The organism is Hymenobacter sp. DG01, from assembly GCF_006352025.1.
Lineage (GTDB): Bacteria > Bacteroidota > Bacteroidia > Cytophagales > Hymenobacteraceae > Hymenobacter.
In genome coordinates this window covers 37977-59373 of record NZ_CP040936.1, presented here as the reverse complement: position 1 = coordinate 59373, position 21397 = coordinate 37977, and the positions used below count along the sequence as shown (strand labels likewise).

19 protein-coding genes are annotated in these 21397 nt (G+C 61.1%); 11 read left to right on the top strand and 8 right to left on the bottom strand.

Going from position 1 to position 21397, the window contains the following annotated elements; translation table 11 throughout:
• Positions 1 to 116 precede the first annotated feature (116 nt).
• A complete protein-coding gene (locus FGZ14_RS00225) occupies positions 117 to 1292 on the top strand; it encodes an HRDC domain-containing protein (protein ID WP_139920036.1) in 1176 nt (391 codons plus the stop codon).
• A gap of 75 nt (positions 1293 to 1367) precedes the next feature.
• Here the strand turns inward: FGZ14_RS00225 and FGZ14_RS00220 are convergent, their stop codons facing one another.
• On the bottom strand, positions 1368 to 1694 hold the full coding sequence (locus FGZ14_RS00220) for a nucleotide pyrophosphohydrolase (protein ID WP_139920033.1): 327 nt from the start codon (positions 1692 to 1694) through the stop codon (positions 1368 to 1370).
• Positions 1695 to 1822: 128 nt separating this feature from the next.
• Positions 1823 to 2269 carry a D-aminoacyl-tRNA deacylase gene (gene dtd / locus FGZ14_RS00215; RefSeq protein ID WP_139920031.1) on the bottom strand — a complete coding sequence of 149 codons (447 nt, stop codon included), beginning with the start codon at positions 2267 to 2269 and terminating at the stop codon, positions 1823 to 1825.
• Positions 2270 to 2443: 174 nt separating this feature from the next.
• Here dtd and FGZ14_RS00210 point away from each other — a divergent pair, with 174 nt between their 5' ends.
• Positions 2444 to 3913 carry a hypothetical protein gene (locus tag FGZ14_RS00210; protein WP_139920029.1) on the top strand — a complete coding sequence of 490 codons (1470 nt, stop codon included), beginning with the start codon at positions 2444 to 2446 and terminating at the stop codon, positions 3911 to 3913.
• A 142-nt stretch (positions 3914 to 4055) separates the two neighbouring features.
• On the opposite strand, the gene mltG is transcribed toward FGZ14_RS00210, so the two are convergent.
• Together mltG and FGZ14_RS00200 are read right to left on the bottom strand one after the other, a co-directional pair.
• The gene (gene mltG, locus FGZ14_RS00205) at positions 4056 to 5111 is read right to left on the bottom strand and encodes an endolytic transglycosylase MltG (protein WP_139920027.1); all 1056 of its coding nucleotides are present in this window, start codon (positions 5109 to 5111) and stop codon (positions 4056 to 4058) included.
• A 45-nt stretch (positions 5112 to 5156) separates the two neighbouring features.
• Positions 5157 to 6614, bottom strand: coding sequence for a helix-turn-helix domain-containing protein (locus tag FGZ14_RS00200; RefSeq protein ID WP_180754434.1), 1458 nt, complete (start codon positions 6612 to 6614; stop codon positions 5157 to 5159).
• A gap of 311 nt (positions 6615 to 6925) precedes the next feature.
• Here FGZ14_RS00200 and aceB point away from each other — a divergent pair, with 311 nt between their 5' ends.
• Together aceB and aceA are read left to right on the top strand one after the other, a co-directional pair.
• The gene (gene aceB, locus FGZ14_RS00195; protein ID WP_139920022.1) at positions 6926 to 8557 is read left to right on the top strand and encodes a malate synthase A; all 1632 of its coding nucleotides are present in this window, start codon (positions 6926 to 6928) and stop codon (positions 8555 to 8557) included.
• Between the two features lie 151 nt (positions 8558 to 8708).
• On the top strand, positions 8709 to 9989 hold the full coding sequence (aceA, locus tag FGZ14_RS00190) for an isocitrate lyase (protein WP_139920020.1): 1281 nt from the start codon (positions 8709 to 8711) through the stop codon (positions 9987 to 9989).
• A 159-nt stretch (positions 9990 to 10148) separates the two neighbouring features.
• Here aceA and FGZ14_RS00185 read toward each other — a convergent pair whose 3' ends face one another.
• Complete coding sequence (locus FGZ14_RS00185; RefSeq protein WP_139920018.1) at positions 10149 to 10865, bottom strand: 2-phosphosulfolactate phosphatase; 717 nt, start codon at positions 10863 to 10865, stop codon at positions 10149 to 10151.
• Positions 10866 to 11006: 141 nt separating this feature from the next.
• Positions 11007 to 12113 (bottom strand): glycine cleavage system aminomethyltransferase GcvT, encoded by a 1107-nt coding sequence (gene gcvT / locus FGZ14_RS00180; RefSeq protein ID WP_139920016.1) that lies wholly within the window; start codon positions 12111 to 12113, stop codon positions 11007 to 11009.
• A gap of 234 nt (positions 12114 to 12347) precedes the next feature.
• Between gcvT and FGZ14_RS00175 the strand changes: the two genes are divergently transcribed.
• From FGZ14_RS00175 to FGZ14_RS00165, 3 genes are all read left to right on the top strand, one after another.
• The gene (locus tag FGZ14_RS00175) at positions 12348 to 12713 is read left to right on the top strand and encodes a CZB domain-containing protein (RefSeq protein WP_180754433.1); all 366 of its coding nucleotides are present in this window, start codon (positions 12348 to 12350) and stop codon (positions 12711 to 12713) included.
• Positions 12714 to 12744: 31 nt separating this feature from the next.
• A complete protein-coding gene (locus tag FGZ14_RS00170) occupies positions 12745 to 14250 on the top strand; it encodes an ATP-binding protein (RefSeq protein ID WP_139920012.1) in 1506 nt (501 codons plus the stop codon).
• A gap of 86 nt (positions 14251 to 14336) precedes the next feature.
• Positions 14337 to 14780, top strand: coding sequence for a response regulator (locus FGZ14_RS00165; protein ID WP_139920008.1), 444 nt, complete (start codon positions 14337 to 14339; stop codon positions 14778 to 14780).
• A gap of 298 nt (positions 14781 to 15078) precedes the next feature.
• Here FGZ14_RS00165 and FGZ14_RS00160 read toward each other — a convergent pair whose 3' ends face one another.
• Positions 15079 to 15651: a ribonuclease HII gene (locus FGZ14_RS00160; protein WP_139920006.1), complete on the bottom strand. Its 573-nt coding sequence runs from the start codon at positions 15649 to 15651 to the stop codon at positions 15079 to 15081.
• Positions 15652 to 15826: 175 nt separating this feature from the next.
• Positions 15827 to 16072: a hypothetical protein gene (locus FGZ14_RS00155; RefSeq protein ID WP_139920004.1), complete on the bottom strand. Its 246-nt coding sequence runs from the start codon at positions 16070 to 16072 to the stop codon at positions 15827 to 15829.
• Between the two features lie 427 nt (positions 16073 to 16499).
• On the opposite strand from FGZ14_RS00155, the gene FGZ14_RS00150 reads away from it, so the two are divergent.
• The 4 genes from FGZ14_RS00150 to FGZ14_RS00135 all read left to right on the top strand — a co-directional run bounded on the left by FGZ14_RS00150 (position 16500) and on the right by FGZ14_RS00135 (position 21395).
• A complete protein-coding gene (locus FGZ14_RS00150; RefSeq protein ID WP_139920002.1) occupies positions 16500 to 17072 on the top strand; it encodes an NUDIX hydrolase in 573 nt (190 codons plus the stop codon).
• A gap of 81 nt (positions 17073 to 17153) precedes the next feature.
• The gene (locus FGZ14_RS00145; RefSeq protein WP_257883295.1) at positions 17154 to 17957 is read left to right on the top strand and encodes a 1-acyl-sn-glycerol-3-phosphate acyltransferase; all 804 of its coding nucleotides are present in this window, start codon (positions 17154 to 17156) and stop codon (positions 17955 to 17957) included.
• 90 nt (positions 17958 to 18047) lie between these two features.
• Positions 18048 to 18335 (top strand): Asp-tRNA(Asn)/Glu-tRNA(Gln) amidotransferase subunit GatC, encoded by a 288-nt coding sequence (gatC, locus tag FGZ14_RS00140; protein ID WP_139920000.1) that lies wholly within the window; start codon positions 18048 to 18050, stop codon positions 18333 to 18335.
• A gap of 6 nt (positions 18336 to 18341) precedes the next feature.
• On the top strand, positions 18342 to 21395 hold the full coding sequence (locus FGZ14_RS00135; protein ID WP_139919998.1) for a lipopolysaccharide assembly protein LapB: 3054 nt from the start codon (positions 18342 to 18344) through the stop codon (positions 21393 to 21395).
• Positions 21396 to 21397: the final 2 nt, after the last annotated feature.

Here is a 21397-nt window from a genome sequence, read left to right as displayed (position 1 = left end):
TTACCCCGGGCCAGGGCAGTGGTTTTGGTAACTTGGGCTGACTACCTTTACTAAACCGTCAGGGGGCCAGTATAGCAGCCCGCCACCCTTTTTCTCTCCTGAATCAGTATCGTTAAATGCCTGATACCCAGTACATAATCGAAAGCCCCGTAGTAGCGCAGGTAGCGCAGGCTCTTCACCAGCGCCCACGTTTAGCCATCGACCTGGAATTTGACGATATGCGGCACCGCTACGGTCGAAATCTGGCTCTGATTCAGATATTTGACGGCGAAACCGTTTTTCTCATCGACCCCCTACCCCTTACCAACCCGGCGCAGGAACTGGAGCCGCTCTGGGTGGTACTACGCGACCCGGCCGTGGAGAAAGTGTTTCACAGCTGCAAGTCCGACATCCTACTGCTCGATGAACTCTACGGGGTTCATGTCCGCACTATTACCGATACCAGCGTACAATATACGCTTTTAGCCGAAGCCGACAATAATATTTCCCTGGGGCGCCTGATTCAGCAGGAGCTGGGCATGGAGGTGGATAAGGGCGAGCAGAAGTCGAACTGGCTGAAGCGCCCCCTCACGGAGGCCCAGAAGCAGTACGCCGCTAACGACGTGCTGTACCTCTTTGAGCTGACGGACCGCCTGACGGCCAAGCTTGCAGCACTGGGGCGCACGGCCTGGGCAGAACAGGAAAACAAAGCCCTGGAAGAAGTTCGCTACTCCCGCGACGAGCGGCCCTACCTGCGCCTGGCTGGCAAGTACCGGATTCAGCCCCAGGAGCTGCCCCTGTTCCGCGACTTGTACCTGCTGCGCGACGAGGTAGCCCGCCACATTGACCGGCCCAGCTACATGGTAGCCAGCAACGACCGGCTGGCCGAGCTGACGCGTCTGCCCGTAACCAGCACGGGGCACCTGCGCAACGCTCCGGGCCTGCACCCCGAGCTAAAGCGCAGCCCCTTCGCCGAGCGCCTGGTAACCCTGGCCCAGGAAGACCGGGAACCCGAGCCGCCGCTGCCCGCTGAGCAGCGGCGCTTCCCCTTCCGCCGCCGGCTCACGGGTGCCAAAGCCGCCCAGGCCGATGCCCGGGAAGCCCTGCTGATGACCCTAAAAACTCATCTGGCCGAGGATCATAGCCCTATTATGGCCAACCTGGTGCTCAGCAACCGCCTCATCGCCGACATTGTAGAGCAAGGCGCCAACTACACCCTGCGCCCCTGGCAGCACCAGCTTTTGCTTGACACGGCCCAGCGCCACGGCCTCGATTTCGAGCAGGTGGCCCACCCGTTTGAAGTGAAGGGCTAAACACTAGGTTAAACAAGAAAGCCGGGGGGAGCACATAGCTACTCCCGACTTTCTTGTTTTAAGCGGGTATCCGCGTTAGCGTAGCTTCTCGTTTTGCTGGTGGCGGGTGGCGTCGCGCTGAGTTTTCTTCTCCAGGTTGCGCTGCAGGGCTTCCGTGAGGTTGACGCCCGTCTGGTTGGCTAGGCAAATCACCACAAACAGTACGTCGGCCAGTTCATCGGCTAGCACTTTGCTTCTATCGGACTCTTTAAACGACTGCTCCCCATACTGGCGGGCAATGATGCGGGCTACCTCGCCTACCTCCTCGGTAAGCATTGCCAGGTTGGTTAGCTCGTTGAAATACCGCACGCCGGTGGTCTGAATCCACTGATCTACGGTTTGCTGGGCTTCGTCAATGGTCATGGCAGAGTGAGAGTAACGCAGTAATGATGCAAAGGAACTATGAATACAAACTTTGATGAAGGTACGGGAGCCGGGGCAGGTCGGGCGCTGAGGGGCAGGCCCGATTACCCAGCTACTTCGTTGCTCCCTTACTCCTTTGAGTCGAGCACAATGGTTACCGGGCCGTCGTTGAGTAGTGCCACCTGCATGTCGGCGCCGAACTCTCCGGTTGCCACGGGGCGGCCCAGCTCGGCGGCAACCAGCCGCACAAACTCTTCATACAAGGGAATAGCCACGGGTGGGGGTGCCGCACCAATGTAGCTGGGCCGGTTGCCCTTACGGGCATCGGCCAGCAGCGTAAACTGACTTACAACCAGCACCTCGCCCGCAATATCCTGAACGGAGCAGTTCATTTTGCCTTCTTCATCGGAGAAGATGCGCATCTGCACCAGCTTACGGGCCATCCAAGTAAGGGTGGGGGTGTCATCAGTAGGGGCAAAACCGGCCAGCACCAGTAAGCCGGGGCCTATCTGGCCGGTAATGCGGCCCGCCACCGTAACACTGGCCTGCCGAACTCGCTGCACTACAATGCGCATACTTACAAGGGTCTGATGGAAGTGAATGGGGTTTGCGCTACCTGCAGGGGTAGCAACCTAGTCCGCAAGTACGTTGCTACAAGTGGCAATTCGCACTATTTCAATGTCGAAAACCTAATATTGCCGTTGCTCTGTTCTTAAGGGGGTAGGGCCAAGGTTTTAATTCCTTTCAGTTTGCCCGTATCCCGCACACTACTCCTATGGCTGCTGCCGGCCTTGCTGCTCGTGGCAGCCGTGCGGCTGTACGGACTAGCCGGGGCGGCCCTGCCCGACTACGACTCGGTGCGCAACTGGCAGATTGTGCAGGAGGTAAGCCGCGGGCAGCTGCAGCACCTGTTTCATCATGGCAGCCCGGTGTTTTCGTTGGTGTACGCGCCAGTAGCCTGGCTGACTACTGACTACCGCGTATTCCAGCACCTGAACGCGCTGGTGGCCGTGGCCGCGCTGGGCTTGCTGGTGGCTTTTATTGCCCGCAAAACCCGGCTGCCCGGCTGGCAAACCGGCCTGCTGACTCTGCTGGCGGGCACCAGCCTGTTCCTGACCTTTTCGGGCCGCGACTTTACCATGAGCTCCTGGAGCCTGCTGTGCTTTGCCGGCCTGCTGCGGGCCTACTACCGACGCCTACAGCTTCCAAGCGCAGCCACGTTATACCGGGCTACTGGCTGGCTGGTGCTAGGGCTGGGGTTCAACTATAAGTTTCTGTTGACGCTGCCTATTCTGGCGGTGCTGGAGTGGTGGCGGGCCGATGGGCTACTCTGGCGCCACGGCCACTGGTGGCGGGTGGCTGGACTGCTGGCGGCGCCCTACCTCGTGCTGGGCACCGTAGGCGTACTAGCCGGACTGCCCTGGTATCTGTGGCCCGCTATTTACTACAAGGTAGCCTTCCCAGAGGCGGCCAACGCGGCCGGACGGGCGGCCACCATCCGGCCCGACGGGCTCTACTACCTGCGCTACCTCTGGGACTTCGAGTCGGGGGTAGTGTGGCTGGGGCTGCTGGGGCCGCTGGCAGCGCTGCCCCGGCTGCGGCGGGGCACTCCGCTGCCGCTGGAGCTGTATCTGGCGGTGTGGGGCTGGTGCCTGCTGGCGGGCATGTCGTTGCTCATAAAGGCGCCCCGCGGGCTGCTGTGGGCCTACGGTCTGTGGTATGCCCTGGCCTTTCTGTGGCTGCGGCGGCTGCCGGTGGCCGCGCTGGTGGTGGTAGTTCTCGGGGCCGTGGGACTGAACATCAGACGAATTCAGCAGGAAATCTATGCGTATACGCCTACCAGCTACCCGGCGGTAGCGGCCTGGCTGCAGGCACACAGGGCCGGACCCGTCATCAGCACGGTAGGTATCGGGCTGGCGCCCTTTCGCTCCGCGGCTGATACGGTGAAACCCGTGTTTTCAGACCGCCAAGCAGGCTCCTTGCGCCGACATGGTTACCGCTACCTGCTACTCGATGGGTACTGGCGCGTCACCAACGTAGCCGCTTTCGACTCGTTGCGCCGACTGCCCGCCATAGCCAGCTGGCCCGAGCCGCTGCTTACCTCTCCCCTGCTTTTTCTGGAGCACTCCGAATTTACCGGCCTCGGCTACGAGCAGACCTTGGCCCGCCAGCGCGCCGCCCGCCAGGATTCCGTGCAGCTCCGGGTGGTGCAGTGGTAAAAATGGGATGGAGGTAAACTTTACCCTCTCACAGCCTAGAATGCACGCAGCTTCATCAGAGGGGTATTCTATAGAAACCCTACCCCCTCCCACTGTCTGAAGCGCCGGCGGAGCAACTCCCCGAAACCGCTATTCCGCAGTTTCACCTCTTCACTCCCAGACTATCGAGCCACTGCTGATAGCGGCGGGCGTTTTTCTTATGCTCCGTGAAGGTGGCGGCAAAATCGGAGTAGCCGCTGCCGCCGGGGCGGGCACAGAAGAAGAGGTAGTCGTGGCGGGCGGGTTTGAGGACGGCGTCCAGGCTCTGGCGGTTGGCCGAGGTGATAGGGCCGGGCGGCAGGCCTTTGTGCTTGTAGGTATTGTAGGGCGAGTCCACCAGCTTATCCCGGTTCAGCACCCGTCTTACCCCAAAGTTACCAATGGCCCAGAGCAGGGTTGGGTCGGCCTGCAGGCGCATACCCCGGCGGAGACGGTTAAGGTAGGTGCCCGCAATCAGGGGCTTGTCTTCCTTCTTGGCCGTTTCGCGCTGCACGATGCTGGCCAGCACATGCACCTCTACGGGCGAGAGGCCCAGCGAATCGGCGCGGCGGCGGCGCTCCGTAGTCCAGAAGCGGCGGTGCATAGCGGCAGCTGAGTCCAGAAACTGAGGGGCCGAAGTGTTCCAGAGCAGCCGGTACGGTCCCGGCAGAAACAGTGTCAGGATGGTGGTAGTATCCAGCTGATAGCGGCGCCGGAGGTAGGCGTTATTCTGCAGCAGCTGCCGCAGCGGCACCGAGTCGGTTTCGAGCTGGCGGGCCACCTGCCGGGCCAGTTGGGGCTTGTATTTGAAGGCATCGAGGGTAAACGCTACCGTATCTTGCTCGCCCTGAGCCAGCAAGGTCAGCAGCGCAGCGTTACTCAGGCCAGGCTTTAAGAGGTAGCGGCCGGGCTGCACCTGCCGGGGGTAGTCGCGCCAGCGGGCTACCTGCTCAAACGTGCCGAAGTCGTGGAGCAGCTCACCTTTCCGCAATGAGTCCAGCACAGCCGCGTAGCCGGTTCCGGTGCGTATGTAGAGGTAGGCGGGCCCGAACGCCGAGGGACGCACATTGGGTTTCCAGAGCACGTACCAGGCCGCGCCCAGGCCCCCAAGCAGCAGCAACAGCAATACCAGAAGCGGCCACAGTAGGCGACGAAAAGCAGAGCGGGGAGCAGTAGTCAAACGAAATCAGAAAAGGTCAGGGTGTTGACTCAGGCATAAACGCCCCTACCCCCCGTTTACCAGGGCGGCCACGGCGGCTTCCAGCTCCTGCTGGCGCTGGCGTCGCTCCACTTCCACGGGGGCGGCGGCCCGCACCTCGCAGTTCGGGATGGTGCACCGCTCGCAGGTTTCATTTACCTCCTTCTGCGGAATAACCGCGTCATCGAGGAAACGGATTTTCTGGCGCAGGTTATCATCGCAGAGCAGCCCTACGGTTACACTCACGGCGGGCTCGTTGGCCGCGCCGGCCCGGGCCACGGTCAGGCAGAGGTACTCATCGTGGTTGGGGTAGCAGGAGCGTTGAGCACCCAGTGTGTAGTTTGGGGCCGTGGTGGCAGGCTGCTGGCGCAGCTCGGCCAGCATGCGCAGGGAAATCCAGCGGCGGCAGTAGTGCTCGTGCAGCTCGTTGCCGTGGGGGTTGTGCAGGCGCGAGAGGTGCAGCTCCTTGGTCAGCTTGTAGCCGGCCGAGGCGTTGGCCTGGTCGAAACGCAGGAAAAACAGGCTCTGGATGCCGAAGTGGCGGGGCAGCAGGTTGGTGATGCGCTGCATGAACATCTCCGGCGACACATCATACTTGGCCAGCAGCTCCAGCAGCAAGGCCGGCTCCCACTTTTTGGTTGTGAAGAAGCGGGTGAGGTCGCGCACCAGCATTTCCTCTTCCATCAGGAGCGCGCCGGCAAAGTACGAGGCCTTGAAATTGTTGAGCACCTCTTCAAAGGAGCGCACCGGGAAGGAGGCATTCACGTAAGGCCGCTCGCGCAGATTCAGGTAGTTAAATGCTACCTCCCGGCCCAGCACAAACCCTTCCTGGGCCCCACTCATGCCGGGGCGGAGCAGCAGCCGACGGGTTTTGGGCTGAAATACGGAGCGCAAACGGCCCAGGTGGGCGTATTCGTCCAGGCCGGTGCGGTCAATGGTGTAGCCGTACTTTTCCACCAGCACGCGCTCCAGCTGGCGACGGTCGAGGGGGGCGGCGGCGGGCAGCTTGTGCTCGACCATAAACGTGCGCACATCCTGCTCCAGCTCCTCAAAGTAGTTGTCGTGCATCTCCTGGAAAGAGCGCAGGGCGGCCAGGAAGAAGTGCTCCTGCCGCATTTCATAGTTGCGCGCAATTTCAAAGAGGGTGCTGATGAATGCGTTCATCTTGGCCGGCGCATCGGCAATAAGTTCTACAATGCGCAGCGGGTCCAGCCCGAACATATCCAACGGAAACTCCTTGAGCAGATCCGATTGCAGCAGCTCGGAAATGGGCTCCAGGCGCCGGCTCAGGGTCAGAGAGGTCAGCTGGTCGTAGCTGACGCCCAGCACCTTGCTCAGGCTCAGAATCTTATCGGCCTTGGGATACTTCTTGCCCTTCTCAATCTCATTGAGGTAGGAAACTGAAACGTCGCAGGCACGGGCCAGCTCCGCGGGGGTATAGCCGCGCTCCTGGCGCAGTTCCCGCAGTTTCAGTCCAAAAATCAACCGGACAACTTGGCCGTGACTCAGCATACCTGTGAATACATTAAAAAATGTGCGGCAAAAAGCGCCAGAACAGTCAGCTAGCGCCTACCTGCCCGGGCAGCCGGAAGCCTGCTTGTGACCTCCAGCCCAAGACCCGCCCCGGTTTGGTCCCGGAGCAAGCACATTGTACCTCAAAAACCTGCAAAGCTAGCCGTATAGACGGACTTTAAGAAATTAGCGAATTTTCGCTTGATTGGTAAAATTCGCTTTTGTATGTTTGACATACTCCTCGGAGGTTGTTCCTTTCCGTTCATTGTCAAACCGCTACGCCCATGTCATTCATCGCCGAACCGCAGACGCTTGCCTCACCGCCCACCTACCTTGTGCCGGAGCGCGTGAAAATTGTGGGAGCTTATTCCCCGGAGTACGCTGAAATCCTGACGCCCTCGGCCCTGGCTTTCGTGGCTGAGCTGCACCGGCGCTTCGATGGCACCCGGCGGGCTCTGCTGCAGCGGCGTACGGAGCGGCAACGCGCATTTGAGGCTGGCCAGTTGCCTGACTTTCTGCCCGAAACCCGCCTGATTCGGGAAAAGCCCTGGACGGTAGCACCCCTGCCCGCCGACCTGCTCGACCGCCGGGTAGAAATTACCGGGCCCGTGGAGCGCAAAATGATTATCAACGGCTTGAATTCAGGGGCGAAGGTGTTTATGGCTGATCTGGAGGACTCCAGCTCACCTACCTGGGCCAACGTGGTGGAGGGCCAGCGCAACCTGCGCGATGCCGTGCGCCGCACCATTTCGCTTTCGACCCCGCAGAAGGAGTACCGGCTGAACGAGGAAACGGCCGTATTGATGGTGCGCCCCCGGGGCTGGCACCTGCTGGAAAAACACCTGCTGGTGGATGGCGAGCCGGTTAGTGCCGCGCTGTTCGACTTCGGGCTGTACTACTACCACAATGCCCACGAGCTGTGCGCCCGGGGCAGCGGCCCCTACTTCTACCTGCCCAAAATCGAAAGCCACCTGGAGGCCCGCCTCTGGAACGATGTATTCGGGTTTGCACAATGGTCGATGAAAATGCCCAAGTGCACCATTAAGGCTACCGTCCTCATTGAAACCTTGCCCGCCGCTTTCGAGCTGAACGAGATTCTGTGGGAGCTACGCGAGCACTCGGCCGGGCTGAACTGCGGGCGCTGGGACTACATCTTTAGCTACATCAAGCGGCTGGGGTTGAAGCCGGAGTTTCGCCTGCCCAACCGCGCCGAGGTAACTATGACGGTGCCGTTTATGGCGGCTTACTCCGAGCTCGTCATCCAGACCTGCCACCGCCGCGGGGTGCACGCCATGGGCGGTATGGCTGCCCAGATTCCCATCAAGAACGACCCAGAAGCCAATGAAGCAGCCCTGGAGAAAGTCCGCCAAGATAAAATCAGGGAGGCCCGCGCCGGCCACGACGGTACCTGGGTGGCCCACCCTAGCTTAGTGCCAGTGGCCCTGGATGTGTTTAATGACCTGATGCCCCAGCCCAACCAGATTGATAAGAAGTGCGACGACGTGCACGTAACAGCGGCTGATCTGGTCCGCGCCCCCGCTGGTAATATCACAGAGGAAGGCCTTAAGCTCAATATCGACGTAGCCATTCAGTACCTCGAGTCGTGGCTGGGCGGCAACGGCTGCGTACCGATTTACAACCTGATGGAAGACGCCGCCACCGCCGAAATCAGTCGGGCCCAGGTGTGGCAGTGGCTGCACACGCCCGGCACTACCCTGCAGGATGGCCGCCCCCTCACGCTGGAGCTGTACCGCTCCCTGGTGCCGGGCCAGCTGGATAAGATCAAGGCCCTGGTGGGTGAACAGCGCTACGCTGCCGGCCGCTACGCGGAAGCAGCCCGCCTGTTCGATCAGCTGGTCACCAGCAAGTATTTCATCGAATTCCTGACCGTGCCTGCCTACGAGCAGCTGACCTAACAGCATTTCGTAGGGAACGGGACCCGCTTCCTACCAGCTACTTCGTCAGCCCTACCCCCTTCTTGTGGCTCAACCCTGAAAGCCGCTTGCGCAGTCGGCCGGGCAGAGCCTTGCCTTCACTTTCCACTTTTCACCGCTAACCCCTACCCCCATGAACAAGCAGGAACGCATTACCGTACTGGAACAGGAATGGGCCACCAACCCGCGCTGGCAGGGCATCCGGCGGCCCTACTCGGCCGAAGACGTGCTGAAGCTGCGCGGCTCGGTACACATTGAGTACACCCTGGCCCGGCAGGGCGCCGAGCGGCTGTGGCGCCTGCTGCACACGCAGGAATACGTGGCCGGACTGGGGGCCCTGACCGGCAACCAGGCCGTGCAGGAGGTGCAGGCGGGGCTGTCGGCCATCTACCTCTCGGGCTGGCAGGTGGCGGCCGATGCCAACGGGGCCGGCCACATGTACCCCGACCAAAGCCTCTACCCCGCCGACTCGGTGCCCAACGTGGTGCGCCGCATCAACAACGCCCTGCTGCGCGCCGACCAGATTCAGAGCGTGTCGGGTGAGGGCTCGGTGCACTGGCTGGTGCCCATCGTGGCCGACGCGGAAGCGGGCTTCGGGGGCAACCTGAATGCGTTTGAGCTGATGAAGATGATGATTGAGGCCGGGGCGGCGGGCGTACATTTTGAAGATCAGCTTTCTTCAGCCAAGAAGTGCGGACACCTGGGCGGCAAAGTGCTCGTGCCGACCCAGGAAGCCATCAACAAGCTGGTGGCCGCCCGCCTGGCCGCTGATGTGCTGGGTGTGCCTACCCTGCTGGTGGCCCGCACCGATGCCGACGCCGCCGACCTGCTTACCTCCGAAGTGGACCCGCGCGACCAGCCCTTTATTCTGCAGGAGGCCGAGCGCACCTCCGAGGGGTTTTATCGGGTGCGCTGCGGGGTGGAAGCCGGCATAGCCCGCGGCCTGGCCTACGCCCCCTACGCCGACCTGATCTGGATGGAAACCTCCACGCCCGACCTGGAGCAGGCCCGCCGCTTCGCCGAAGGTATTCATGCTCAATTTCCCGGAAAGCTGCTGGCCTACAACTGCTCACCGTCCTTTAACTGGGCCGCCCGGCTCAGCCGGGAGCAGATGGAAACCTTCCGGGAGGAGCTGGCGGCTATGGGCTACAAATTCCAGTTTATTACGCTGGCCGGTTTTCACGCCCTCAACACCAGCATGTTCGAGCTGGCCTCCGCCTACCGCGACCGGGGCATGGCCGGCTACTCGGAGCTGCAGGAGCGGGAGTTTGCCCTTCAGAAACAAGGTTTCAAGGCCGTAAAGCACCAGGCGTTTGTAGGTACCGGCTACTTCGACGCCGTGCAGAACGTGGTAACGGCCGGGCAAACCAGCACCGCCGCTCTGGTCGGCAGCACGGAGCAGGCCCAGTTCTAATCACGGATTTAGACGGATTTATCAGACTGCACGGGTTATTATAGCCAAACTCAACTCGTCTGGAAGGACGATTCCAAGAAACAGCAAAGGCGCCTTGATGAGGCGCCTTTGCTGTTTCTTGGAATCGTAGTTAAAATTTGTGCAATCCGGTAAATCCGTCTAAATCCGTGATTGAATTTTACCCTCCCGAAACACCGGCACTACGCCATACTCATCCTGTCGTATGCAGAACTCCATGTCCTTATGAGCCTCCAGGTGGTTCAGGCGGCGCACATGCGAGGACTTGAGCAGGTAGGCGGCGGCATCAGGTTGGGCAGCCTGCCAGAGGTCGAGGGCAGCCAGGGTGGAATCGGAGCCAGTGGCGTTGAACTCGGCTTGCAGACGGGCGGCCAGGGCTCCTCCGAACAGGGTGTCTTCGAGGCAGAAATTGCCCTTCCAGCCGGCGCAGACTACCACCACATCTTTGCCCAGCTGCCGCAGATAATCTGCTACAGCCCCGATGTTTAGGAAAGCGCCCACCACAATTTCATCGGCGGCGGCGGAAAGGTGCAGGGCGCGGGTGCCGTTGGTGGTGGTGATGGCCACGGCGCGGCCGCGCACGGGTACTACCCCATCGAGGTAGCCAAAGGGTGAGTTGCCCAGGTCCACGCTCTCGGCCTGCCGGCCGTCGCGCTCAGCGGCAGTCAGGTAACCCTGGGCGGCCATGGCCCGGCAATCGTCCAGCTCACTGAACGGCACCAGGTGGGTTACGCCCTGGGCCAGCGCCGTGACAATGGAGGACGTGGCCCGCAGAATATCAACCACCACTGCTACCCGGCCTTGCAGGTTGAAGAGGGGTAGCAACTCAGGCGAAAAACAGATGTCGAGAGTAGGCATGATTCGGTCGCCGGCAGGTAGTTGCCGGTTGAAGAGAAGTAGCAAGGCGCAGACGCAGAACTGCTACTTGTTGAGCAATAAAAAGGAAATGCCAGTTGCCGTATTTCTACTGGCAACTGGCAACTATCAATTAGGAATTGATTACGCTTCCTCGGTGCCTTTCACGAAGGGCAGCTTCACAACCGTAGCGGGCAGCTGCTTGCCGCGTACCTGCACGAAAATCTTGCTACCCGGCGCGCTCAGCTCAGTTTTCACGTAACCTAGGCCAATGCCCTTGCTCAGGCTCGGCGACTGGGTACCACTGGTGACGTCCCCGATTTTCTCGCCGGCTTCGTTTACCAGCTCGTAGTGGCCGCGCGGAATGCCGGGGCCGTCCATCAGGAAGCCCACCAGCTTGCGTTCCACACCGGCTTCCTTCTGCTTTTTCAGGTTGTCGGCGTTGGTGAAATCCTTGGTGAACTTAGTAATCCAGCCCAAGCCGGCTTCCAGGGGCGAGGTTTCGTCGGTGATGTCGTTGCCGTAGAGGCAGTAGCCCATTTCCAGGCGCAGCGTGTCGCGGGCACCCAGGCCAATGGGCTTGAGGCCGTGGGGCTGACCGGCTTCCATAATTTTCTCCCACACTTGCTGGGCGTGCTCGTTGGGTACGTACAGCTCGAAGCCGCCCGCCCCGGTGTAGCCCGTGGCCGAGATGATGACGTCGGGCGCGCCAGCGAAGGTGCCCTGCACGAAGGAGTAGTACGGAATGCTGCTCAGGTCGGCATCGGTGAGGGGCTGCAGGGCGGCAATGGCCTTGGGGCCCTGCACCGCGAACAGGCTAATGTCGTCCGATACGTTCTGCATCTCGGCGCCGTCCTGGTTGAACTGCTGAATCCAGTTCCAGTCCTTCTCGATGTTCGAGGCATTGACCACCAGCAAGTAGTCTTCCTCACCCAGCATGTACACCAGCAAATCGTCCACGATGCCGCCTTCCTGGTTGGGCAGGCAGCTGTACTGGGCTTTACCGGGCGTGAGCTTGCTGGCGTCGTTGGAGGTTACGCGCTGGATGAGGGGTAGGGCCTGGGGGCCGCGCACCCGGAACTCGCCCATGTGCGACACGTCGAAAATGCCCACGGCGCGCCGCACGGTGTGGTGCTCGTCGAGGTCGGAGGAGTAGCGCACGGGCATGTTATAGCCCGCGAAAGGCACCATTTTGGCACCTAGCTGCTGGTGCACATCATTGAGCGGAACGGTTTTGAGCGTTTCAGACATCGTGGGGTGGAGGATGGGGTAGGAATATCGGGGTCGGGAACTGATGCCCCGGCGGGGGCCGGAAAATCGAGGGGCCCTTGCCAGGGCGAAAGTAGCCAATTATGCCCGGTAGCACCGCCGGATTGCGCTAACTTTGTCGTCTGGCTCATGCCAGAAACTCTGTTCGGCGTACCTTCAGGTGGCGGCCCTTATTTTGCCGGCCCATTTATTGCCCGCGCTGCTTTTCTATTTTCCATGACCAACGACCTCAAACAGGACTTCGAATCAGCGCTTGTCAAGCATCTGCTGTTTAAGTCGAAACTTCGGTCCTTTCTCTACGGCAGCGGTACGAGTGAGGCGCCCATCCGCGACCCGCAAGCCTGCAGCTTCGGGCAATGGATTACTGACAAAGCCCTGCCGGACTACGGGCACCTGCCCGAAACCCGGGAACTGGACCGCGTCCATGTTCGGATGCACCAAGTAGCCAACCGCCTCATGGATCTGCACCAGAACGGGCAGAAGGAGGAGGCCATTACGGGGCTGGCCGAAATGAACACCATAGCCGACCATATTACCAATCTGCTGCGTACCATGGAGCAGAAACTCCGCGGGAGCCGGTAAGCAAGCCCGGTCCCCGCCGCCGTCGTTCTGCATGAAGCTGAAAATCTCTACCAAACTATTTGCTGGCTTTGTGGCCATCTCCGTGCTCTTCGCCGGGGTAGTAGCCATTAACTATCAGCTTTCCCGGGCCGTACTGCGCAACTCCCAGCGCGTAGAGCGCTCCACGCGCATCACGGGTGAGGCCACCACCCTGCTGCGCAACATCATCGACATGGAAACCGGGTTTCGGGGCTACCTGCTCATCGGCAACGAAATCGTGCTCGACCCCTACTACGCCGGCGAGCGGAACCTGCTGGGCCGCTTCGCGGAGCTGCGCAACGACCTGACCGTAGGCACGCCCCAGTACGAGCGCATGGTGCGGGCGCAGCAGCTGTTTCAGCAGTGGACCGCCTTTTCGCACCTGCTCATCAGCGAGAAGCGCGAGGCCCTGCGCCGCAACCCCAGCCAAACCGGCCTCAACGACCTGGAACACCGCAACCTATCCACTGACCTGACGGGCAAAAACCTCATGGATCAGATCAGGGTGCTGTTTGCGGCCTTCGAGAAGGTAGAAACCGACATCCGGATCAAGCAGCGCATTAAGCTGCGCGACAGTATCCGGGAAACCCGGATACTGTCGGTAAGCATTACGCTGGCTACCATTTTCCTGGGGCTGCTGTACGCCTCCTACCTCGTGCGCCAGCTCTCACGCCGCATTGGGGGCATGGTTAGTCAGGCCCAGCGCATTGCGGCCGGCAACTACACGGCCCAGGTGCGCGACCAGGAGCAGGATGAGCTAACAGAGCTGGCCGATTCGCTCAATACCATGACCGATACCATCAACGCCAACATTCAGCAGCTGGAGAAACGCAACCAGGAGCTGGACCAGTTCGCCTACGTGGTATCCCACGACCTGAAGGCCCCGCTGCGGGGCATTGAAACTGCCTCGCGGTGGATTGAGGAGGATATGGGCCAAGACTTGCCCGAGCACATCCGCGAGTTCCTGAAGCTGATGCGCACCCGGGTCCGGCGCATGGAAAGCCTGATTACCGGCATCCTGGATCTGGCCCGTGTAGGCCGCACGCCCCAGGCCGATGAACCTGTGTTTGTGCGCCAGCTGCTGCGCGAAATCATTGACTCGCTGGATCTGCCGGCCGGCTTTGAGGTAGAATTGCCCTTTTACCTGCCCACCCTGCATACCAACCGCGTACAGCTGCAGCAGGTGTTCACCAACCTCATCAGCAACGCCCTCAAGTATCATCACCAGCCCGAGCAGGGCACCGTGCGCATTGGCTGCGTGGAAGGCCCTCAGTTCTACACCTTTTCCGTCGCCGACGATGGCCCTGGCATCGCGCCGGAATACCACGAGCGGATTTTTGTCATTTTCCAGACCCTGACGGAGCGCGACACGCTGGAAAGCACGGGGGTAGGGCTGGCTATTGTCAAGAAAATTGTGGAGCGCCAGGGCGGCACCATCCGCGTTGAATCCATTGAGGGTCAGGGGGCGACTTTCATCTTCACCTGGCCTAAAGAGCGCGCCCGCCGCTCCGAGGCCTAAGTTTCTGGCCCAGCCATTTCCTCCATTGTGCGTTACTTGCCGTATAAAAACAGCTGCCATCAGGCACCTATCCTGCTCTTCTTTCTATGGCTTCTGCTTCCGAACAACCCAGCATCTTACTTGTCGAGGACGACCAACTAGACATTATGAATGTGCAGCGCGAGCTGCGCAAGCATAATGTGGACGTGCCCCTCTACATTGCCCGCAACGGCCGCGAGGCCCTGAACATGCTGCGCGGCGAGGGCGGTCAACCCGCCATTCCGAAGCCCAGCGTGGTAATGCTCGATCTGAACATGCCGCGCATGAACGGGCTGGAGTTGCTTTCTACCCTGCGCTCCGACCCGGAGTTCGTAGGCCTCAACGTGTTCATCACAACAACCTCTGATCTGGAAACTGACCGCCTGAAGGCCCAGGACCTGGCCGTGAGCGGCTACATCATCAAGCCCCTGAGCTTCGACAGCTTCGGGGAGGGCGGCACCACCGTGGATGGCTTTAGCCTTTTCCTGGATTTGCTGCGCTTGAAGGAGTAAAGAAGAGGTAGTCATAGTGCACCTGCGGCCTAGGTAACCCTAGAAGATGACCGACCAGTAGCAGGCCCTACCCCTCCTGATAGCTCAAAGCCCCAGCGGGGCGCCACTACTCGTTGAACGAGTGGTGGCGCCCCGCTGGGGCTTTTTACACAGTATGGCCCATGGATTACTACCAATATGCCACCCCTACGGGGCGTTTGAAAGGTCAGAAGCGGCACGGCTAATGGCCCGTACCATTGGGCCTACCCCATCAGCACTTGTAAAGTGTCAAATCACCAATTCACCATTCCACCACTCTTCAAAGCAGCCGAAAGCCCATGCGGTGGTGTTCGGTGGGCCCGAAGTTGCGGATGGCGGTACGGTGGGCGGCAGTGGGGTAGCCGGCGTTTTGCTCCCAGCCATACGCCGGGTACTTCTGGGCCAGCTCCCGCATCCGCTCATCGCGGAAAGTTTTGGCTAGCACCGAAGCGGCAGCAATGGACCGGTACACCGCATCACCCCCGATGATGCAGGTGTGCGGAATGGCGTGGGCCCGAAAGCGGTTGCCATCTACCAGCAGGTGGGTAGGACGCGGTTGCAGCTGCTCGGCGGCACGGTGCATGGCCAGATAGCTGGCCTGGGCAATGTTGAGGCTGGCAATTTCCTGGGGCGAGGCTTCGGCTACGGCCCAGGAAATTGCTTCCTGGCAGATTTCGAGGCGCACCTGCTCGCGGCGCTTGGCCGTCATTTGCTTGGAATCGTTGAGGTAGCGCGGGGCAAAATCCGGGGGCAGAATAACGGCGGCGGCAAATACCGGGCCGGCCAAACAGCCGCGGCCGGCTTCATCGAGACCAGCTTCCAGCGGCTCGCCGGTGTGAGATACTAGTAACATACGGCGCGAAAATACGCAGCACTTACCGGCTTTAGCCTTAGGCTCCGGTCGGGGGTAGGCACAATTTCCAGTGACCTGGCCGAACATAAAAAAGCCTCCGCGAGGGCCGAAGCGCCCGCGGAGGCTTTTCCAGAGCAACGATGCTCACGTGTGCACGTCTGGCGCGCACCTGATTTTATTTATGACTGCCGGCCGTGGAGCCTGCATCCGGTCCGGCCGACTCACCGCGGCGGAAGCCCTGTTTGTCGCGGGGACCTTCATCGATGGAATCATCTTCGTCCGTGGTGATGTACACGTTAGTAATGGGTCCGAGGCCACCGGTTTTTTCGGCCAGTTCCGACTCGGCCTGGGCGTGCTTGAGATTGAATAGCGGGTCGCCGGCTTGCGGCTGAGATGCTTGGTTTTTCGGTTGGTTAGCCATAAAAAGGAAAGCATCGGTCGGGAAATGAACGGCCGATTACGGTTTCCTACGCATGCCCGAAGGCTGAGGTTAGCCTTACCGGCTTACAGGATTCGGGCCCCAGCCCCAAGGCAAATAAAAAAGCCGCTGCCTGAGGCAGCGGCTTTTTCCGTCGCGTTGACCGACAAATATCATTCATCCACCCTACTCCTTTTGTCGGTGGTCAACACTTCGCGGTACGAGCCTTCCTTTCCATAAACCCTACGCGCGCTGCTTTATTACTGAGTCAAAGGTAAGCTAGCCCCAAGGCCCTGTGCTGGGTTATTGGCTTAATGGCCGCTCATGCCCGGCAAACTGTGTATTCTGCCCGGTGAGAGCAGCGGCGTCCGGTTAAAAACGCGCCGGGCCCTACCTTTGCGGCCGTCATCTATCTTCTTCTATACCCGGCATGACCCCTACCTCCGCTCCGCACGTTGACGAAAACCATAACCCCTGGCAGCGCCTGAACTCGGAAATCAAGTACCAGAATCCCTGGATTCGGGTGCGGGAAGACCAAATCATCAACCCCGCCGGCAACCCGGGTATTTATGGGGTAGTGTCCATGAAGAATAAAGCCCTGGGCATCATTCCGGTTGACGCGGAAGGCAACACCTGGCTGGTGGGCCAGTACCGTTACGCCCTGAGCGAGTACAGCTGGGAAATTCCGATGGGTGGCGGCCCCGTGGAGCTGGATATCCTGGAATCGGCGCAGCGGGAGCTGCGCGAAGAAACCGGTCTGCTGGCTGCCCGCTGGACCAACATCATGCGCCTGCACACGTCCAACTCCGTCACGGATGAAGAAGGCTTCGTGTTTCTGGCCCAGGAGCTAACCCAGGGCGACGTGGAACCCGAAGAAACCGAGGATCTGCGCCTCTGGAAGCTCCCCCTGGCCCAGGCGGTGGAGCTGGTAATGGAGAGCCGCATCACGGACGCCATTAGTGTGGCCGGCCTGCTGAAAGCCGCCCGGCTGCTGGGCGTGTAGCGGCAGTCGGCCTGGCCCGACAGCCACCGGCCAGCCAGCTGGACATAGGCCCCTTCTGACATTCCCCGTACTTTTGCACCCATGTCGCGCTTACTCCGCTTTATCGGCCACCGATTGTACACCACCTGGGCTACGTTCTGGTTTGTAATGCCGTTCGTGCTGACGTATCCGCTGCAGTGGGCCCTAAGCCAGCGCCCTGCCTGGCACCGCTACCTGCATGCTCTCAACCGATACTGGAGCAAGCTTTTCATTCGGATGTGGGGCATGCCGGTAGAAACCGTAGGCGCCCATCGGCTGCCGGTTGGCCAACCTTGCGTGTACGTAGCCAACCACAGCTCCTACATTGATATTCCCCTGCTGTTCCGCACCATTCCTGGCTGGCTTAATATTATGGGTAAAAGCTCGCTGGCGCAGGTGCCGGTGTGGGGTCCCATCTTCGGGCGGGCCTACATTACCGTGGACCGCGAAAGTGCTGTGAGTCGGGGCCGCGCGATGGTGCAGGCCCGCCGCACGCTGGAAGCGGGCCGCTCCGTGGTTATCTTCCCGGAAGGCGCTATTTCCAAAACTCCCGGCCAGCAGCTGGAACCCTTCAAGGATGGAGCCTTTCAGCTGGCCATTGCGGCTGGGGTGCCCGTGGTGCCCATTACCATGCCCCTGAACCACCGGTTTATGCCCGATGTTAGCGGCCTGCGGGTGCGCTACTCCCGCCTGGCCATCATCGTGCACGAACCTATTCCAACCACTGGTCTCACCACCGCCGATGCCCCAGCCCTGAAACAGCAGGCCTACGACCTTATTGCCAGCGCCCTGCGGCCCGAGGCCGGGGGCATTCCGGAGGCCAGCACCTGGCGGCCGGCGGAACCGGAACCCCTGGTGCGGGCCTGACCCCTCGCCCGGCGCTCTGGCCTCTTTCAGCCAATACCCTGCTTTCCCGGCTTCAATTTCTCATCTTTACCTCTCACTTTCTTTTATCCTGTGAGCACCGACCTTGCTACCCTTCGCGGCCTGGCCCACCTGGCCCGCCTTGAGTTTGACGCCACCAAAGAGCAGCAGATGCTCGGCGACCTGAACAAGATTCTGGACTGGGTGGATCAGCTCCGCCAGCTGGATACCACCGACGTAGAGCCGCTGGTACACCTGTCCCAGGAAATTAACGTGTTGCGCCCCGACGAGCCGCAAAACACGGTAAGCCACCAGGATGGCCTGCGCAACGCCCCGCGCAAAGACTCCGACTACTTCCGCGTACCTAAAGTGCTGGACTAACTGTTGGTGCCTGCTGCTTCCTCCACCGTTTCGCCGCGCCCGCGCCAGTGGCACGGCCCGCTTTTGCTTCTTGCGCTATGCGCCGTGCTGGCTGTGGCAGCAGCGGGCTGGCACTATTTCACTGCCGAAGATGCCGTCCTGCCGGTGCAGCCGGTAGCACAGCTAACCCCGGTGCCTACTACCGTGGCTACCGTGCGCATTGGCTTGGAAGCACTACCCGTGCAGGCTAATACCTACCTGGTCACGCAAACCTACGATGTGGCCGGGCCCTTTCTGCGCTCGGAAGCGGCGTTTGCCTTGGTAGGTTTGCTGGGGGTAGCCCTGGCCTATTTTCTGGCCGTTATCAGCCGCCTGGCCCGGCCCGCCTTTGTGGCTGGCATGGCCCTGGTCATCTTCCTGTTGATGTCCTTGAATGCGGACTTACTGAATGTATTTGATGCCGGGCAGCAGTACTTTCTGGTGCTGGCATTAGCCGCGCTGGGGTTACCCGCCTACTATTTCCACGCCTTCCATCCGGAAACCAGCCTGCTGAAACGCCTGCTGCTCTTCGGACTTCTGGTAGCTGGTTTAGGAGCCTTATTGTTTACGCAGAGCCCGGCCCCGGCCGAGGTAACGGCCCTGCACCTGAGCGGCTTCTTTACAGTAAGTGGCGCGGTAGCTTTTGCACTGGTGGTGGTGTGGGTGGCCTTCGAGAATGTGCATGGCCTGCTATGGCTAAACACCCAGGCCGATACGCCGGCGGCACGCTTTGGCGTGCTACCCTTCGTGCTGGCCAGTGGCTTGTATCTGGGCACGCTGCTGCTTTACTACTGGAACAATGGGGAGGTAGAAATAGCCCCTGGCTGGCACCTTGATCCGCTGGTGCTGCTGCTGCCGGCCGTGGTCATTGGCTGGCTGAGGCTCCGGCGCCGGGCTACCACCTACCAGGCCTGGGTGCCCTACCACTCCGGCATGCAGCTACTGTATCTGGCGCTGGTACTGCTGGGCGCGGCTGCCCTCGGGTACGCGCTGGCTACCGCCAACGACCCGCTGCTGCTGGCTGCCCGCGACTTCACAGCCTTGGCGCTGCTGTGCGTGGGCGGTGCTTTTCTGCTGTACGTGCTGCTGAACTTTGCCCCCTTGCTGCGCCAGAAGCTGCCGGTGCACCGCGTGGTGTATGAGCCCCGGCGCTTTCCGTTCTATGCCATGTACGGCTTGGGCCTTGGGCTGCTGGGCCTGGTGCTGTTGCGCAACCAGTTTATCATCGCCAACCAGGTAAAAGCGGGCTACTACAACAACCTGGGCGACCTAGCCCGCTTACAAAGCGAGCTTACCCCCGATGACCTTTCGCAGGCGCTGCTGGCCGAACGCTACTATGCCGAGAGTGATGTGCTGGACCAGCACAATCACAAGGCCAGCCTGGGCCGGGCGGCGCTGTACCGCTTCCGTCAGCAGCGCCAGAACGAAATCAATATTCTGCGCCGGGCCCTGAGCCGTCGTCCATCCGAAAGAATCTCGCTCCGCTTGGCGGCCCTCTACAACGAGCCCCGCGACTTTTTCGACCGCCTCAATGTGCTGCGCGACGCGCTGAAGGCCGCCCCCCGAAGCGCCCGCCTCAACGGCGACCTGGCCCAGCTCTACACTCGCTCTGCCCTTACCGATTCGGTGAAGGTATATCAGGAGCGGGCCGAAGCAGCAGCCCCCACCGATGCAGTGCTGCTGGCTAACCGCCTTGCCTACCTAATCCGGCAGCAGCAATGGGCTGCGGCCAATACGCTTATGCCGCAGGGCCTGAGCACCACCGACGACGCCCTGCGCAGCAACGCCCTATTGCTGGCTCGCTTCACGGGCCAGCCCGCGGGCACTGTTGCTCTACCCGATACAGCAACGGCCCTGACAACCGCTGGCTTTGCCCGCCTCTACCACGATGGCCTGAACCGGGCCCTGCGCCGCGACACTACGCTACTGGCTCTGTTGCCCCACTTGGCGGCCCGGCCGGAAAATGGTGCCTACCTCGATCAGCTGAATTTCCTGCGGGCTTTTACCCAGCACTATGGTGGCCGGCCGGTGGCGGCCCAAACAACCATTCTGCCGCTGGCAACCGGCTCGGGCCCCGCTACCGCGTACTACCAGCAGCTACAAGGCCTCTGGCTGCTCGACCAACACCTACCGGCGCCGGCGGCTCTTCGCTTAGCGGAAGCCCGGCAAAATGGCTCCTCCACGGCAGCCCTCCCGGCGGCCTATGCCCTGGCGCTGACCAACCAGCCCGATTCAGCGCGCCGCGTAGCCCGTCAAGCCGCGGTAGGCGCTGACCTGGCCTCCATTCCTCCTGCCCGCCGGCTACTGGCAGTGCTCGACCCGGATTTTCGTACGTTTTACCAACAGGCTCCCGATTCGCTACAGGTACAATATCTGGTTGTTCGTGGCGACGAACTACCCGCCACTGACTTAATCCAAACCGCTCGGAGCTTATCGGCGCCGGCCTTACGCACGGAGGCGCTGCTGGCTCAGCTGCCCCGCGCAATGCAGGCCGGGCAACTGGCTGCGGCCCGCCAGGCCCTAACGGATTTTGCGCCACCGGTTAATGCACCGGCCGCCTCGCGTTGGAACGTGCTGCGTGGCGAGCTGTACACCCGGGAAAAACAGTGGCTCGCCCTTCGGCAGCTCATCGCGCAAGGCCGTTTTGAGGGATTTGACCAATTTTACCGCCTTTATTTCCGAGCAGCACTGGCCGAAGCCGACAAGCAGCCAAAATCAGCCGCACAACTGTACGCCCAACTGGTTCGGGAGGCCCCCTTCGTAGAGAATGGGGTAGTAGCCGCCGCTGATTTCTACACCCGTCAGCGCAACTTTTCAGCGGCCTATAACACGCTGTTGCGGGGCATCGAGTACAACCCTGAGTCGGTGGTCCTGCTTAAGGCTTACGTGCTGGCAGCCGTGCCGGTGGGCCTCACCGAGTACGCGGAGGCGCCCCTAGCTCACTTGGGTGCGTTGCTTTCCCCGGCAGATTACGTTACCTTTCGTACAGAGTACGCGGCCCGGCGGGCGGCTTATGCCTCCTCGGGTACCCCCTGGAACTAACC